This window comes from Sphingobium sp. V4 (assembly GCF_029590555.1).
Taxonomy (GTDB): domain Bacteria; phylum Pseudomonadota; class Alphaproteobacteria; order Sphingomonadales; family Sphingomonadaceae; genus Sphingobium.
In genome coordinates this window covers 460,798-475,879 of sequence record NZ_CP081001.1, presented here as the reverse complement: position 1 = coordinate 475,879, position 15,082 = coordinate 460,798, and the positions used below count along the sequence as shown (strand labels likewise).

Below are 15,082 nucleotides of genomic sequence, written 5' to 3'. Positions count from 1 at the left end.
AGTTGGACAGTCATGAGCATCATCCGCACCATCATCCTCCAGGACATCGCCGGTCAACCCTTTGAACATATGGCGGTTTCCGATTCCACCGATGCCGCGCGCCGACCCGGCATCCTGCTCTTTCCCAATGTGCTGGGCGCCAAGGAGGCGGATTTTATCCGGGCGGAAAAGGTCGCGGCGCTGGGATATGTCGTGTTCGTTGTCGATCTATTCGGACAGGGCAAGCGCGCCACCCGCGCCGATGCCGATCCGGCCCGCTACATGAACGCGCTGAAGGACGATCGCGCGCTGCTGCGCGACCGGCTGAACGCGGCCCATGCGCTGCTCAAGGGGCTGGACGGGGTCGATCCGGCGCGCACGGCCGCGATCGGCTTCTGCTTCGGCGGCCTGTGCGTCCTGGACCTCGCCCGCAGCGGCGCCGACATTGCCGGCGGCGTCAGCTTCCACGGCGTCTACCAGGCACCTCCCTTCCCCAATGCCGAGATCACCGCGAAGCTGCTCATCTGTCACGGCTGGGACGATCCGATCGCCCCGCCGGACGCCACCGTGGCGCTGGCCCAGGAACTGACGCAGGCCGGCTGCGACTGGCAGATCCATGCCTATGGCGGAACCGGCCACGCCTTCACCGACGAAAGCGTGAACATGCCGGACAAGGGCCTGGCCTACAGCGCCGACGCGGACCGGCGCAGCTTCGGGGCGATGGCGGATTTCCTGGCCGAATTGTTCGGCTGAACCCTCATCTCCTCTCTCGTCGGGAGAGAAGATTCAAAGCTCGTCGATCATTTCCGCCAGCACGGCCAGGCAATCCTTCGCCAACTGGATCGACCGCGCGGGCGACCAGCCATGATCGGCGTCGGGCAGGTCGTCATTATCCTTGAACGGCATTTCCAGCGTCATCGCCACCGCGCCGAAACGCTCGGCAACCTGGTTGGTCGACATGGACAGATTGGCCTTTCCCGCCGCCGCGACCGGATAGCCGAGCCGTGTCTGGAAATCGGGGGTGCGGGCCGCCAGCGTGTCGCGATAGCGGTGATAGAGCGCCGTCTGCTTCGCGCTAATCGACGGGATGCCTTCGAAGCCTGCAATGAAGACGGCGGCAATCGCCTCGTCGCCATGCACGTCCATCGCGAAATGGACGCCCGTCTCGTCCATCGCATTGCGGACCAGCAGCACTTCCGGGCTGCGCTCCATCGACGGCTCATGCCATTCGCGGTTCAGGTTCACGCCCGCCGCATTGGTGCGCAGATGGCCCCGACGGCTGCCGTCCGGGTTCATGTTGGGGACGAGGTGGATCGTCGCCTTGTGCCGGAGCAGGCGGGCGACCGCGTCTTCCTCGTCGCACAGCCGCTCCAGCGCGCCTTCCATCCACCATTGCGCCATCGATTCGCCCGGATGCTGGCGGGCATAGAGCCACAGCTGCTTCGGCCCGTCGCCCAGCGTCAGCAGGTCGAGCGGCTGGCCGTCGAGCGTCAGCCCCAGTTCGCGATGGACGACGCCCGGCTGGGTTGCCGCCCAGGCGATAAGGTCGTGGTGCCGCTCCATCGAATAGGGAGCAAAATAGGCGATCCATACGGCGTTGCTGTCCGGCGTCAGACGGATGGTCAGCGTCCCGTCGGCATAGCCGGTATCGGCGAGATACCAGTTTTCGCGATCCTCGCTCACCCGCGCGCTGTAACCGGGCCAGCCGTCGGGATAGGCCGACCCCGCGCCGTTGACGATTGCCAACTCCACCTCGCGCCCCGCCGCATTGGCCAGGCGGAAGTGGAACCACTGATAGAAGTCGCTCTGGTGATCGGTCACGATCTCCAGCTCGGCACGGACGCCGGCCGGGCTATCGGTGATGGAAAGAACGCGAATATTGCCGCTGTCGAAGCCGCTGGAAATGCTGATGGTCATTTGACGGTTATAGTGCGCCCCGATTCACCCGGATAGCCCCCGATCAGCGCGGCGGCGAGCTTTTGCGCGGCGAGGCCCGGCTGGGCGGCCGGCGTTCCCTGCCGCGCGGCAGTGGAGGCACGCCCTTCCCAGATGGTGGCCGAATCGGACCGGCGGCGCAGCTGCACCTGCAATTCGGTCGTCACGATATCCTTGGGCTTGCCCGACAGGTTGATGCCGACGCCCACGCCCAGCCCGGAAAAGCCGCCGCTGCCGATGCCGCCGCCTACGCCGACGCTGACCGGCTTGCCGCTGCGATCGACGCCGGTCGGGCGGAAGCTGCGGCGGAAGCTCACCAGAGCGACATAGTCGCTGCTGGCCCCGGCCGGCGCGGCCGTGAAGCCGATACGCTGCCATTCCTGCTGTACCGCCATGGCATAGGTGCGGAATTCCAGGCTGACATCCGGATTGCCGAGCATTTCCTCGACCGCGATCGTCCCCGAGCGGGCCGGATCGCCGACATGAAAGCGCGTTACCTCCACCGGCGGCACGGCCGTCGCGCAGGCGGCAAGGGGCAGGACAAGGCTGGCGGCAAGGAAGAGGCGCTTCGACATGGGTTCACTCCAACGGGCATTTGCGCAATACACGGCGCGGAGGACATAATCCCCTCCAACGCGTGAAGCCATCGGCTTGCTGCATGGAGGATGAACGGCGGAGCATATAGGGGCAAAAACCGGCTCGCCGCCCTTGACTTTGGACCGCCGCGCCCATAGGGGCTGCGCTTCGATTTTCCGATCAAACCAGATTCATCAAAGGCCGATTGCCATGAAGATCCGCAACTCGCTCAAGTCGCTCAAGGGCCGCCACCGGGACAACCGCGTGATCCGTCGTCGCGGCCGCACCTACGTCATCAACAAGACCAACCGCCGCTTCAAGGCCCGCCAGGGCTAAGCGACGGACGACGCCTCCTTCGGGAGGCGGTCGTTCCTGATGAACATGTGGCAGGCGCCCGGTCTATGATCGGGCGCCTTTCCGTGTTGGCGCAGGATGGCGCCGAATCAACTATCCCCGCCCTTGCGAGCGCAGCGAAGCAATCCAGGGGAATGGCAGTGGATTGCTTCGCGCCGCTCGCAATGAGGGCCGGACCTCAGCCCTCGTCGCGTCCCTTGAGTTCGTCGCCGCGAATCGACGCGACATGGAGCACGTTGGTCGATCCCGGCGTACCAAAGGGCACGCCCGCCAGCACGACGATCTTGCCGCCCTTCTCGACCATCCCGTGGCGCAGCGCCATGCGGCGGGCCTTGCCGATCATCTCCTCGAACGTCCCGATATCCTTGGTGCGGACCGCATGGACGCCCCACGTAAGGCCCAGCTTGCGCGCGGTATCGGTGCGCGGCGTCAGGGCCAGGATCGGCGCGGAGGGCCGCTCGCGCGCCACCCGACGCACCGTGCTGCCCGACGAGGTGAAGCAGGTGATGCAGCTGGCGCCCACCACCTCGACAATGCCGCCAGCACCCTCGGCCAGCGCGTCGGCGGTGGTCGGGTCGGGGCGCGTCTCGGTATAGTGGAGCCGGCCGAAATAGCCCGGATCGCGCTCGACGCTGTGGGCGATGCTGTCCATCATGGCGACCGCCTCGACCGGCCAGTCGCCGGCGGCCGTTTCGGCCGACAGCATGATCGCGTCGGCGCCGTCATAGACCGCCGTCGCCACGTCCGACACTTCGGCGCGAGTCGGCGAAGGCGACTTGATCATCGATTCGAGCATCTGCGTCGCGACCACCACGGGGCGGCCCATGCGCCGCGCGGTGGCGACGATCTGCTTCTGGAGCGGGGGCACGGCCTGCGGCGGCAGCTCGACGCCCAGGTCGCCGCGCGCGACCATCACGCCATCGGCCAGTTCGACGATCTCCTCCAGCCGCTGCACCGCCGACGGCTTCTCGATCTTGGCCATCAGCGACCCATAGCCGCCCATCAGCTTGCGCGCTTCGGCCAGATCCTCGGGCCGCTGCACGAAGCTCAGGGCGATCCAGTCGCAACCCTGCTCGATCGCGAAACTGAGGTCACGCCGGTCCTTGTCGGTCAGCGCCGGCACAGGCACCACCACGTCGGGCACGTTCACGCCCTTGCGGTTGGACAATGTCCCGCCGACCTCGACCATGGTCTCGATCCGGTCCTCGCTCACTGCCTTCACGCGCAGCACCAGCTTGCCGTCATCCAGCAGCAGCCGGGTTTCGGGCACCAGCGCCGCGTAGATTTCGGGATGGGGCAGGTTGACGCGGCGCGCGTCGCCGGGGGTTTCGTCCCGGTCGAGAATGAAGGGCGCACCGGTCTCCAATATGGCCAGCCCCTTCTCGAACGTACCGACACGCAGCTTGGGGCCTTGCAGGTCGCCCAATATGGTCGTCGGCCGGTTGAACTCCTTTTCCAGCGCGCGGATGGACGCGATGCGCGCGGCATGATCTTCATGCGCGCCATGGCTCATGTTGATGCGGAAGGCGTCGGCCCCGGCGACGAACAGCGCCCGGATCATCTCGGGCGTATCGCTCGCAGGGCCAAGGGTCGCAAGGATGCGGACCTTGCGCGAGCGGGGCGGTAACTTCGTCATGTCTTCTCCTGACCGTCATGATCGCTCCTGAACCTTGCCAGGGCGTCGTTATGGGTTATCCGTGCTGCACGACAGGATGATGTAGATCAGCGAAAGGATCGCCGATGGCCGACACCATACTCACAGATGCGGTTGCTGCAACCGCCTTCCGCCGTCTGGTTGCGCATTTGCAGCACCGGACCGACGTCCAGAATATCGACCTGATGGGGAGCGCGGGCTTTTGCCGCAATTGCCTGGCCGACTGGATCGCAGAGGCCGACGGCCAACTGACGAAGGACCAGGCGCGCGAGATCATCCACGGAATGCCCTTTGCCGAATGGAAAGCCCGGCATCAGGGCGAGGCGACGCCGCAGCAGATCGCAAAGATGCAGGAGAGTGTGGCGAAGAACGCCGACAATCATTAGAGGCGTCCGCCAGCCTGATTCCCATTTTCAAACTTGCACGGAGATTCCCATGAGCGAACCCAATGTCGCCGCCGACCAGCTACGCCTCTTCATCGAGCGCATCGAGCGCCTGGAAGAAGAAAAGAAGGGCATTGGCGACGACATCAAGGACGTCTATCTGGAAGCCAAGGCCAACGGCTATGACGGCAAGATCATGCGACAGATCGTGCGCCTGCGGAAGATGCAGCCGCATGACCGGCAGGAAATGGAAGCCATTCTCCAGACCTATCTCGCCGCGCTGGGGATGGAATAAACCGATCTAAAAGGAGAAGCGCCCATGTCCGAGATCATCGTCAGCACCACCAGCCGCCTGGAGGGAAAGCCCGCGAAGGAGTATCTCGGCATCGTCACCGGCGAGGTGATCGTGGGCGCCAACCTGTTCCGCGACCTGTTCGCCAGCGTCCGCGATATCGTCGGCGGCCGGTCGGGCGCCTATGAAGATGTGCTTCAGAGCGCCCGCGAGCAAGCGATCGACGAGATGCGCGGCCGCGCGGCGGCGAAGGGGGCCAATGCCGTGGTCGGTGTCGACCTCGACTATGAAGTGATCGGCGCCATCGGCTCCATGCTGATGGTGTCGGCTTCCGGCACGGCGATCCTCTTCTAAGAAGATTGCGGGATCGGGGCGCGCTCGCTAGAGAGCGCGCTTCGGTTTCACAGAAAAATGTCAGGAGACAGGCCGTGGCCGGCCATTCCAAATTCAAGAACATCATGCATCGCAAGGGCGCGCAGGACAAGAAGCGCTCGTCGATGTTCTCCAAGCTCAGCCGCGAAATCACCGTCGCCGCCAAGATGGGGATGCCCGACCCGGACATGAACCCGCGCCTGCGCCTGGCAATCAACGCCGCCAAGGCCCAGTCCATGCCCAAGGACAATATCCAGCGGGCGATCGACAAGGCGATCGGCGGCGATACCGAAAATTACGAGGAAATCCGCTACGAGGGCTATGGTCCCGGCGGCGTCGCGATCATCGTCGAGGCGCTGACCGACAATCGCAATCGCACGGCGACCAATATCCGCACCGCCTTCTCCAAGAATGGCGGCAATTTGGGCGCGTCCGGCGCGGTGAGCCATGGCTTCGACCGGCTTGGCCTCATTACCTATCCCGCTAGCGCGGGCGACGCCGATGCGGTGTTCGAAGCGGCGCTGGAAGCGGGCGCGGACGACGTGTCCTCGAACGAAGACGAGCATGAAATCTGGACGGCGATGGACGCCCTCCATGAAGTCGCCAAGGCGCTGGAAGCCAAGCTGGGCGCGGCCGACGGGGCGAAGCTCGCCTGGAAGCCGCAGACCACCGTCGAAGTCGACGAAGCCAATGCCGCGACCCTGCTCAAGCTGGTCGACGTGCTGGAAGATGATGACGACGTCCAGACCGTCTGGGGCAATTACGAAGTCTCCGACGAGGTGATGGAGAAGCTGGGTTGATCCATCCTCCCCTCCCGCTTGCGGGAGGGGCCGGGGGAGGGCCTGTTCCACCTCGGGCCCCATGCATATCCCCTTCCCCAAGCCCTGCCGCGCGCGGGAGGGCGATTTGATCCTCCTCGGTCTCGACCCGGGCCTCGGCACCACCGGCTGGGGCGTCATCGCCGCCGACGGCAACCGGCTGACCCATGTCGGCAACGGCCAGATCAAGACCGACAGCGCCATGTCGCTGGCGACGCGGCTGCTCGCCCTCGACCTGGCGCTGACCGACCTCATCCTCGAACATCGGCCCGATGGCGCGGCGGTGGAGGAGGTGTTCGTCAATGTGAACCCGCAATCCACGCTGAAACTGGGTCAGGCGCGCGGCGTCGTGCTGCTCGCCGCGTCGCGATCGGGCATGGAGGTGGGCGAATATGCGGCCCGCCTCGTCAAGAAATCGGTCGTCGGCGTCGGCAATGCGTCGAAGGAGCAGGTCCATGCCATGGTGTCGCGCCTGCTGCCGGGAGCGAAGATCGCCGGGCCGGATGCGGCCGACGCCTTGGCCGTCGCCATCACCCACGCCCATCATCTGGCCAGCGCGCGGCGAATCCCCGGCAAATGAAAAGGGGCGGATCAGCCCGCCCCTCTTTTTCTCATGGCCGTCGCCCGGTTATTTCCAGTCGAAAGGCAGCGGCGCCTCGCGGAAGGCGAAGCGATCGAGATGGTCGGCGACCACCTGCTTGAACCGTTCGACGTCGGCGTCCGGCGTCGGTTCGAGCGTCACCACCAGCGCGTCGGGGGTCGCCGCCATGCGGATCGGTCCCATCGGAAAGGCGATCTCGCCCTGGCTGGCGTCGAAATTCACCTCGAACTTGTGGCTCCAATGCTTGCAGAGTTGCTGGAGATAGCGGCTGGCGCTGGTGGTCGGGACGGTCGCAGTCAGGGTCATCGCTTATAGCCTTTCGATCTTGCTGGCCGCCTCGTCGATCAGGGACGCGACGTCGAACATGGTCTGGTTATCCGCCCCTTCCTTTTCAAGCCGCTGCTGAATGGCGAAGCGCAGATTGTGCATCGCGCGGCGCACCGGGCCGCCATCGACCCGTTCGGCCTTGCGGGCCAGCGACGCCAACCGCTCCAGCGCCATGTCCAGCGCATCCTTGCGCTCCGCGATCTGCGCGTGGCCTGCATCGGTGATGGCGAAGCGCTTGCGACTGCCTTCGCCCGGCTGCTCGACGATCAGGTCCATTTCCGCCAGTAGCGTCAAGGTCGGGTAGACGACGCCGGGACTGGGCGCATAGGCTTCGCCCGACAGCGCCTCGATCGCGCGGATCAGTTCATAGCCGTGGCGCGGCGCGTCGGCGATCAGCTTCAGCAGGATAAGGCGCAGCGCGTCATTGTCGAACAGCCGGCGGCGGCCACCGCGCCCACCCCGACCGCCACCCCGCAGCCCGTCCTCGCCGAAAGGATCGCCGCCGAACGGACCACCCCGGCCGCGGCCGAAGCCGTCGGGGGAAGCAAAGCGGCCGTGATCGTGCAGCGGACCTCGATGTCCATGATGACCGCCATGGCGACCGTGGAGGTTATGGGAGAATCGCATCATTTGCTCTTTCATATATGTCATGATGCTTTGCGATATATCTTATAGATCGAGACCGTCAAGGCTTACGATGCATCTTAAATGTATCAAAATGTCTTAGAGTTTCGTGAAGTCGATCGGCGCGTGGCGGTCCAGGGTCCGGCTCTGGTCCTCCAGCGGATATTTGAGGCCGCTGGCGCAGTTGAACAGCACTGCCTGCTCGTCGCGGCCGATCAGCCCCTCGTCCAGCGCCCTTTGATAGGCGGCGAGCGTTGCCCCGCCCTCCGGGCAAAGCAGCAGGCCATCGTCGCGCGCCACATCGCGCACTGCCGCCGCGATCGCCGCGTCCGACACGGCCAGCGCCGCGCCCCCGCTCTCGCGCACTGCGCGCAGGATCAGGAAATCGCCGACCGCCTTGGGCACACGGATGCCCATCGCGATGGTCTGGGCATCCTCCCAACGCTCGGCAAATTCCACGCCCTGCTCGAACGCGCGGACCATCGGCGCGCAGCCTTCGGCCTGCACCGCGAACATCCTGGGCCTTTTGGAGCCGATGAAGCCGATCTTCTCCAGTTCGTCGAACGCCTTCCACATACCGATAAGGCCGGTGCCGCCGCCGGTCGGATAGAAGATCGCATCGGGGAGGTCCCAACCCAGCTGCTCGGCCAGTTCGAGGCCCATCGTCTTCTTGCCCTCGATCCGATAGGGCTCCTTGAGCGTCGAGAAGTCGAACCAGCCGCGCTCCTTGACGCCCTGCCCCACGATCGCGCCGCAATCGTCGATATAGCCGTTGACGCGATAGACCCGCGCGCCCTGCGCCGCGATCTCGCGCACATTCACTTCGGGCGTGTCGGCCGGGCAGAAGATCACCGCCTCCATGCCCGCGACGGCGGCATAGGCGGCCAGCGCCGCGCCGGCATTGCCGTTGGTGGGCATGGCGACCTGGGTCACGCCCAGTTCCTTCGCCATCGACACCGCCATGACGAGGCCGCGCGCCTTGAAGGAGGCGGTGGGCAAACGCCCCTCATCCTTGGCAAGCAGATGCGCCCCACCCAGCCGCCTGGCCGTGCGCGGCAGCGGAATGAGCGGCGTCGCATTCTCGCCGAGGCTGACGATGTTCGACGTCTGCCGCACCGGCAGCAATTCACGCCAGCGCCACAAGTCCATCGGCCGCTGCGCCAGCGCGTCCCTGGTCAGCGTGGCACGCACGCCGTCGAGGTCGTAGCGAACGAGCAGCGGCTTCCCGGCCACCGAAAGCCCATGCAGCCGATCCGCCTCATAGCGCTCGCCGGTCAGCGAACATTCGAGATGGGTGACGAAGGTCGGGCGATCGGTGGTGAGGTTGAGGTCGTGGCGCAAGATCGTCTCCGTCAGGCTGAACCTCCTGACTCCCCCTCGCGCAGGCGGGCGGGGCGCGAGAACTGCCGAGCCGAAGGCGAGGTTAGTCGCAAAGGTGTGGGCAAGATCCATGGCTTCGCCACGAGCCGCCCACACCCGGCCCCTCCCGCAAGCAGGGAGGGAGAATATAGGTTATTCCGGCTTCTTCGCCACGCTGACCATCGCCGGCCGCAGCAGGCGGTCCTTGATCATGTAGCCGGCCTGCATCTCGACCAGGATGGTGCCCGGCTCGGCGTCGGCCGACGGGACTTCCATCATCGCCTGATGCTTGTTGGGGTCGAGCGGCTGGCCGACCGACTCCAGCCTGGCTATGCCGTTGCGCCCGAACACGCTTTCCAGCTCGCGGCCGGTCGCTTCCAGACCGACGACCAGGCTCTTGAACTTGTCGTCCTCGCGCAGGTCGGCGGGAATCGCGGCCAGCGCCCGGCTCAGATTGTCGGCGACCGACAGCATGTCGCGGGCAAAGGCGGTCGCGGCATAGGCGCGCGCGTCGGCCAGTTCCTTTTCCAGCCGGCGGCGCACATTCTGCGTGTCGGCATGGGCGTAGAGAATATCCTGCTTCGCGGTGGCGAGTTCCGCCTCCAGCGCGGCGATCCGCTCGGCCGCCGCATCTCCGGCAGGCGCCGCGTCCTCGGGCAGCGCATCCACGACTTCGGTATTTTCCAGATTCTGATTGTCTTCGCTCATCTCATCAATCTCGACAGCGTCTGTGCAGTGAAATCCACCATGGGGATCACCCGCGCATAGTTCAAGCGCGTGGGCCCGATCACGCCGACCACGCCGACGACCCGGCCGTCCGCGCCACGGTAGGGAGCGGCTATGACCGAAGAACCCGACAGGGAAAAGAGCTTGTTTTCCGAGCCGATGAAGATTTTGGTCGCGCTGCCGGCCAGCGCGCCGCGCAGCAGGTCCAAAATTTCCTGCTTGCCCTCCAGCTGCTCCAGCAATTGCCGCGCCCGCTCCAGGTCGGCCGCCGCGCCATCATCCAGCAGGTGCGACTGGCCGCGCACGATCAGCACCGGCCGGTCGTCAGCGTCGTGCGACCAGATGGCGAGGCCACGGGCGACCAGGTTGCGCGCGCTATGGTCGAGCGCGCTGCGCTCCATTTCCATCTCGCGCGCCAACGCCTCGCCGGCCTCGCGCAGGGTCATGCCGCCAAAGCGCGCCGACATGAAATTGGCCGCCTCGTTCAGCATCACCGGGGTGACGCCGTCGGGCAGGTCGAGCACGCGATTTTCGACCGACCCGTCCTGCCCCACCAGAACGGCGAGCGCCTGCCGCGCATTCAGGGGGACGAAACCGAACTGGCGCAGCACCGGCTCGCGCTTGGGGACCATGACGATGCCGGCGCAGGCGGAGAGGCCCGAAAGCGTCGCCGTGGCGGCGGACAGCGCCTCCTCGATCGGTCCGCTTTCGACGATCCCCGCCTCGATCGCTCGCCGTTCCTCGGCCGAAGGTTCGGCGGCCTGCATCATCCCGTCGACGAACAGGCGCAATCCCGTCTCGGTCGGCATCCGCCCCGCCGACGTGTGCGGCGCGGCAAGCAGGCCCAACTCCTCCAGATCCTGCATGACATTGCGAATCGAAGCCGGCGACAGGCTGAGCGAGGCCATCTTGCTGATGGTGCGCGATCCCACGGGCAGACCGGTGCCGAGATAGCTTTCGACCACCAGGCGGAAAACGTCGCGGGCGCGATCGTTCAGTTCGGAGATCGGAATGGCCGACATGGCTCCTATCTAGGCAAGAGGAAGCGCGCGCTCAAGGCGTGACCGCCTTGGGATTGAGCATATGCTGGACGTCCAGTATCTTGGGCACCGACGCGATCGCGACGCGCAGCCTGCCATAGCGCGCATCCATGCAGCCCGACTGATATTCCAGGCGCGTCGATGCCTGGCCCGGCCTGCTCCATTCCACGACATAGCTGGGCATGTCGGTGGCGAAGCGCTCGCAATTGCTGCCATGGGCGATCCTTTCGGTCGCACCCGCGGCCGGGCGATGCGGCGCCAGCGTCGCGATCAGCCGACGATATTGCGCCGCCGTCACGGTGAAGCGCGTCGGGCCGGGTACGGAGGTGAACCGCTCCGGCTCCAGCAGGCCCGACCCGTCAGGCGACACCTGCACGCTGTAGGCCGGGCACGCGCCGAAGCAGCGTCCCGCCGTGAAGCGGATCACGTCGCCCGGCGCCCGTGGCGGCTCCAGCCCTTCTTCCTTCACGGCGCATCCCGCCAGCGCGAACAGGCCGGCCGCGATCAAGATTTTCACTCTCATACCCCCTCTTATCGCCAAATCGCCCGCATGGCACTGGCAAGAAGCGTCTTCGGACGCTAAGCGCCGTCACCTGACCGCTTCGGAGAAGAAATTTATGCGTCCTTCCGGCCGCGCGCCCGACCAGATGCGCGACATCACCATGGAGCCCGGCTTCACCATCCATGCCGAAGGCAGCTGCCTCGTCAGCTTCGGCGACACGCGCGTCCTGTGCACCGCATCGATCGAGGAAAAGGTGCCGCCCTTCCTGCGCGGCAAGGGATCGGGCTGGGTCACGGCCGAATATGGGATGCTGCCCCGCGCCACCCACACCCGCGGCAGCCGCGAGGCAGCCAAGGGCAAGCAGTCCGGCCGCACCCAGGAAATCCAGCGCCTGATCGGCCGCTCGCTGCGCACGATCGTGGACCTCAAGAAACTGGGCGAGCGCCAGATCGTGATCGACTGCGACGTGATCCAGGCCGATGGCGGCACCCGCACCGCCGCCATTTCGGGCAGCTGGGTCGCGCTGCGCATCGCGGTCGACAAGCTGCTGGCGAGCGGCGCGCTCACCGAAGACCCGATCATCCAGAAGGTCGCAGCGATCAGCTGCGGCATCTATGAAGGCACGCCGGTGCTCGACCTCGATTATGCCGAGGACAGCAATGCGGAAACCGACGCCAACCTGATCCTGACCGGCGACGGCAAGTTCGCCGAAGTGCAGGCGACGGCCGAAGGCGCGGCCTATGACGAGGAGGAACTGCTCCGCCTGCTCCGCCTCGCCCGCATCGGCTGCGCGAAGATCTTCGCAGCGCAGGACGCGGCGACGGGACGGTAAGCGACCATAATCCCTTATTGCCGTCATGCCGGGCTTGACCCGGCATCCCGCTTTCCTTTGACTGGGTCGAAGAAGACGCGGGGTTCCGGCTGAAGGCCGGAATGACGCGAAAAAGAAGGCAAGGGCAAGGCGATGAGCGACGAATTCGGACAGGAACAGGCGATCCGCAAGCTGGCGCCCGGCAAGCTGGTGATCGCCAGTCACAATCCCGGCAAGGTGCGGGAAATCGCCGCGCTGCTCGGTCCCTATGGCATAGAGCCGATTTCCGCCGCGTCGCTCGACCTGCCCGAACCGGACGAAACCGGCACCACCTTCATCGCGAACGCCGAGCTGAAGGCGATGCAGGCCGCCGATCTCAGCGGCCTGCCCGCGCTCGCCGACGACAGCGGTTTGTGCGTCGAGGCGCTGGGCGGCGATCCCGGCCTCTTTTCCGCCCGCTGGGCTGGCCCGGACAAGGATTTCGGCCTGGCCATGCGGCTGGTGTGGGACGGTATCCAGGCGAAGGGGCCGGATGCGGGCCATGACGCCCATTTCATCTGCGCCCTCGCCCTCGCCTGGCCCGACGGCCATGTCGAGGCGTTCGAGGGACGGGTCGACGGCACGCTGGTCTGGCCGCCGCGCGGTGACAGGGGCTTCGGCTACGACCCGATGTTCATGCCCCACGGCCACGACATCAGTTTCGGCGAGATGGACCCGGACAAGAAGCACGCCATGAGCCACCGCGCCGACGCATTCGCGCAGCTGGTGAAAGCGGTTTTCTAAAGCGCTGCGTCCTACCGCCCTCCGCTGGCCAGCACCCTTGGCCCCGAATCGGCATCCAGCGGCCCCTGGCCGAAGGCGTTCCCCGCAGGGAAATAGCGGCAGACCAGATAGTCGTTACCGGCCCCTTCGCCCAGCGCGCAGCCCAGCTTGCGGGTCGTCCGCCAGATGATCTGGGTATAATGGGCGACATCCTGCCAGCGGCCTGTGGTGCTGATGTTCGGCAGCCGGCCGCCACGGCGGAACAGCCGCTTTTCGTCCAGGAAGCCGCCGACCATCACCTCATAGTCATAAAGGCCACGCGTCCCCATCCACAGATTCTCGCCGCTGGGAACCGACCGGCTTGCCCGGTTCGAATGGGCGAAGACCCCGGTCCGCGCCATCGTCCGCGCATAGGCGCGCGCATCCGCCGCCAGCGCATCGTCCCATTCCAGCGGCGCCAGTCCCAGCGAATCGCGCTCCTCATTATGCATGTCGAGCATGACGTCGCGCAGCAAACCGTCGTCGCGCTCCGCCTCCTCCATGCCATAATAGGCCGCCGTGCGTGATTGCGCGACCGCAGCTCCCGCCGTCATCATCAGCGCCGCAACACCCGCCCGTAGCACCGCGCGACAAATGCGTCTAAGGCCCGCCCCGTCCATGTCGATCAATGATCCCCGCAACCCGTCGGCTTCTGCCGCTCCCCTCGCCTTATATGTGCATTGGCCCTTTTGTGTATCCAAATGTCCCTACTGCGATTTTAACAGCCATGTGCGTGACCGGATCGACACAGATGCCTGGCGCGCCGCGCTGCTGGCGGACATGGCACATGAGGCGACGCTGACTGCCGGACGGCCGCTCTCTTCCATCTTCTTCGGCGGCGGCACGCCCTCTCTGATGCCGCCCGCGCTGGTCGCGGACCTGATCGCGGCAGCCGACGGCCACTGGGGCCTTGCGCCGGGCGTGGAAATCACGCTGGAGGCCAACCCCAATTCGGTCGAGGCCGCCCGCTTCGCCGACCTTGCCGCCGCTGGCGTCAACCGCGTGTCGCTCGGCCTCCAGGCGCTCGACAATGAGGCCCTGCATTTCCTCGGCCGCGCCCATGACGTGGACGAAGGACTGGCGGCGCTCGACACGGCGCAACAGGTGTTCGACCGGATCAGCTTCGACCTCATCTACGCCCGCCCGGGCCAGAGCGAGGCCGACTGGCAGGCCGAACTCGCCCGCGCTCTCGCCTTCGGCACCGATCATCTCTCGCTCTACCAGCTGACGATCGAGCCGGGCACCCGCTTCGCCACGCTGGTTGCGCAGGGCAAGCTCACCCCCGCCGATCCCGATCATGGCGCGACCCTCTACGAACTCACCCAGGCGATGACGGGCAAAGCGGGCATCCCCGCCTATGAGATCAGCAACCACGCCCGCGCGGGTCAGGAGAGCCGCCACAACCTCACCTACTGGCGCTATGGCGATTATATCGGCATCGGCCCCGGTGCCCATGGCCGCCGCACGGGCAAGGCCACTCTGCGCCACAAGAAGCCCGAAAACTGGATGAGCGCCGTGACCCGCAATCGCCATGGCACCCAGAGCGAGCAGCCGCTGACGGGCGAGGATCGCGCGCGCGAAGCGCTGCTGATGGGCCTGCGCCTGACCGAAGGCGTGGATCTGGACCGCATCTCCGCCCTGTCCGGCATCAGCGTTCCGCATCTGGTGGACGAACGCACGATCGACCAGCTGATCGACATCGGCCTGCTCCACCGCCGGGATGCCCGGCTCCAGGTCTCGGCGGCGGGGATGCTGTTGCTCGACGCCATCCTGCCGGAAATTGTCACGGTTTAGGGCCAGCTGAAACCGGATAGTCTCAACCTACAGCCGTTCGCTTCGCGCTTGTCGAGAAACCGGGCCAAACCGAGACCCGGAAAGCCGAATGCTCGAAGCGGACGGATCGAAGCAGATCCTCCAGTTCCAGGCAA

20 protein-coding genes are annotated in these 15,082 nt (G+C 66.0%); 10 read left to right on the top strand and 10 right to left on the bottom strand.

What is annotated here, in order from left to right; all coding sequences use genetic code 11:
• The first annotated feature begins 12 nt into the window (after window positions 1-12).
• Complete coding sequence (locus tag K3M67_RS02475) at window positions 13-732, top strand: dienelactone hydrolase family protein (protein ID WP_285832160.1); 720 nt, start codon at window positions 13-15, stop codon at window positions 730-732.
• A gap of 33 nt (window positions 733-765) precedes the next feature.
• Here K3M67_RS02475 and K3M67_RS02470 read toward each other — a convergent pair whose 3' ends face one another.
• Both K3M67_RS02470 and K3M67_RS02465 read right to left on the bottom strand, forming a co-directional pair.
• Entirely contained in the window at window positions 766-1,896 is a 1,131-nt protein-coding gene (locus tag K3M67_RS02470) for a M14 family metallopeptidase (protein ID WP_066860039.1), read from the bottom strand.
• On the bottom strand, window positions 1,893-2,489 hold the full coding sequence (locus K3M67_RS02465) for a hypothetical protein (protein ID WP_285832159.1): 597 nt from the start codon (window positions 2,487-2,489) through the stop codon (window positions 1,893-1,895). The genes K3M67_RS02470 and K3M67_RS02465 overlap by 4 nt, the downstream gene beginning before the upstream one ends.
• Window positions 2,490-2,700: 211 nt before the next feature.
• On the opposite strand from K3M67_RS02465, the gene ykgO reads away from it, so the two are divergent.
• Window positions 2,701-2,826 (top strand): type B 50S ribosomal protein L36, encoded by a 126-nt coding sequence (gene ykgO / locus K3M67_RS02460; protein WP_004210176.1) that lies wholly within the window; start codon window positions 2,701-2,703, stop codon window positions 2,824-2,826.
• 196 nt (window positions 2,827-3,022) lie between these two features.
• On the opposite strand, the gene pyk is transcribed toward ykgO, so the two are convergent.
• Entirely contained in the window at window positions 3,023-4,480 is a 1,458-nt protein-coding gene (gene pyk / locus K3M67_RS02455; RefSeq protein WP_084439109.1) for a pyruvate kinase, read from the bottom strand.
• A gap of 104 nt (window positions 4,481-4,584) precedes the next feature.
• On the opposite strand from pyk, the gene K3M67_RS02450 reads away from it, so the two are divergent.
• The 5 genes from K3M67_RS02450 (at window position 4,585) to ruvC (ending at window position 6,943) form a co-directional block, all read left to right on the top strand.
• Window positions 4,585-4,884: a DUF1244 domain-containing protein gene (locus K3M67_RS02450; protein WP_066860045.1), complete on the top strand. Its 300-nt coding sequence runs from the start codon at window positions 4,585-4,587 to the stop codon at window positions 4,882-4,884.
• 49 nt (window positions 4,885-4,933) lie between these two features.
• Window positions 4,934-5,176, top strand: a complete 243-nt coding sequence (locus K3M67_RS02445; protein WP_066860048.1) for a DUF2312 domain-containing protein — start codon at window positions 4,934-4,936, stop codon at window positions 5,174-5,176.
• 24 nt (window positions 5,177-5,200) lie between these two features.
• Entirely contained in the window at window positions 5,201-5,527 is a 327-nt protein-coding gene (locus K3M67_RS02440) for a heavy metal-binding domain-containing protein (protein ID WP_285832158.1), read from the top strand.
• 74 nt (window positions 5,528-5,601) lie between these two features.
• Window positions 5,602-6,345, top strand: coding sequence for a YebC/PmpR family DNA-binding transcriptional regulator (locus K3M67_RS02435; protein WP_066860051.1), 744 nt, complete (start codon window positions 5,602-5,604; stop codon window positions 6,343-6,345).
• Window positions 6,346-6,451: 106 nt separating this feature from the next.
• Window positions 6,452-6,943, top strand: a complete 492-nt coding sequence (gene ruvC / locus K3M67_RS02430) for a crossover junction endodeoxyribonuclease RuvC (RefSeq protein WP_066860527.1) — start codon at window positions 6,452-6,454, stop codon at window positions 6,941-6,943.
• Window positions 6,944-6,991: 48 nt separating this feature from the next.
• Here the strand turns inward: ruvC and K3M67_RS02425 are convergent, their stop codons facing one another.
• The 6 genes from K3M67_RS02425 to K3M67_RS02400 all read right to left on the bottom strand — a co-directional run bounded on the left by K3M67_RS02425 (window position 6,992) and on the right by K3M67_RS02400 (window position 11,563).
• Window positions 6,992-7,270, bottom strand: a complete 279-nt coding sequence (locus tag K3M67_RS02425) for a DUF2218 domain-containing protein (protein WP_066860054.1) — start codon at window positions 7,268-7,270, stop codon at window positions 6,992-6,994.
• A gap of 3 nt (window positions 7,271-7,273) precedes the next feature.
• Entirely contained in the window at window positions 7,274-7,921 is a 648-nt protein-coding gene (locus K3M67_RS02420) for a PadR family transcriptional regulator (RefSeq protein ID WP_285832157.1), read from the bottom strand.
• A 93-nt stretch (window positions 7,922-8,014) separates the two neighbouring features.
• A complete protein-coding gene (locus K3M67_RS02415; protein ID WP_285832156.1) occupies window positions 8,015-9,256 on the bottom strand; it encodes a threonine synthase in 1,242 nt (413 codons plus the stop codon).
• Window positions 9,257-9,427: 171 nt separating this feature from the next.
• Window positions 9,428-9,982, bottom strand: a complete 555-nt coding sequence (grpE, locus tag K3M67_RS02410) for a nucleotide exchange factor GrpE (protein ID WP_066860060.1) — start codon at window positions 9,980-9,982, stop codon at window positions 9,428-9,430.
• The gene (gene hrcA / locus K3M67_RS02405; protein WP_285832155.1) at window positions 9,979-11,022 is read right to left on the bottom strand and encodes a heat-inducible transcriptional repressor HrcA; all 1,044 of its coding nucleotides are present in this window, start codon (window positions 11,020-11,022) and stop codon (window positions 9,979-9,981) included. The genes grpE and hrcA overlap by 4 nt, the downstream gene beginning before the upstream one ends.
• A 31-nt stretch (window positions 11,023-11,053) precedes the next feature.
• Window positions 11,054-11,563, bottom strand: a complete 510-nt coding sequence (locus tag K3M67_RS02400) for a DUF6438 domain-containing protein (RefSeq protein ID WP_066860067.1) — start codon at window positions 11,561-11,563, stop codon at window positions 11,054-11,056.
• Between the two features lie 94 nt (window positions 11,564-11,657).
• On the opposite strand from K3M67_RS02400, the gene rph reads away from it, so the two are divergent.
• Together rph and rdgB are read left to right on the top strand one after the other, a co-directional pair.
• Window positions 11,658-12,374 (top strand): ribonuclease PH, encoded by a 717-nt coding sequence (gene rph, locus K3M67_RS02395; RefSeq protein ID WP_066860070.1) that lies wholly within the window; start codon window positions 11,658-11,660, stop codon window positions 12,372-12,374.
• Window positions 12,375-12,506: 132 nt separating this feature from the next.
• Complete coding sequence (rdgB, locus tag K3M67_RS02390) at window positions 12,507-13,136, top strand: RdgB/HAM1 family non-canonical purine NTP pyrophosphatase (RefSeq protein WP_066860073.1); 630 nt, start codon at window positions 12,507-12,509, stop codon at window positions 13,134-13,136.
• A gap of 11 nt (window positions 13,137-13,147) precedes the next feature.
• Here the strand turns inward: rdgB and K3M67_RS02385 are convergent, their stop codons facing one another.
• Window positions 13,148-13,711 carry a CAP domain-containing protein gene (locus K3M67_RS02385; protein ID WP_232313788.1) on the bottom strand — a complete coding sequence of 188 codons (564 nt, stop codon included), beginning with the start codon at window positions 13,709-13,711 and terminating at the stop codon, window positions 13,148-13,150.
• Between the two features lie 61 nt (window positions 13,712-13,772).
• Here K3M67_RS02385 and hemW point away from each other — a divergent pair, with 61 nt between their 5' ends.
• The gene (gene hemW / locus K3M67_RS02380; RefSeq protein WP_084439111.1) at window positions 13,773-14,948 is read left to right on the top strand and encodes a radical SAM family heme chaperone HemW; all 1,176 of its coding nucleotides are present in this window, start codon (window positions 13,773-13,775) and stop codon (window positions 14,946-14,948) included.
• Window positions 14,949-15,082 lie beyond the last annotated feature (134 nt).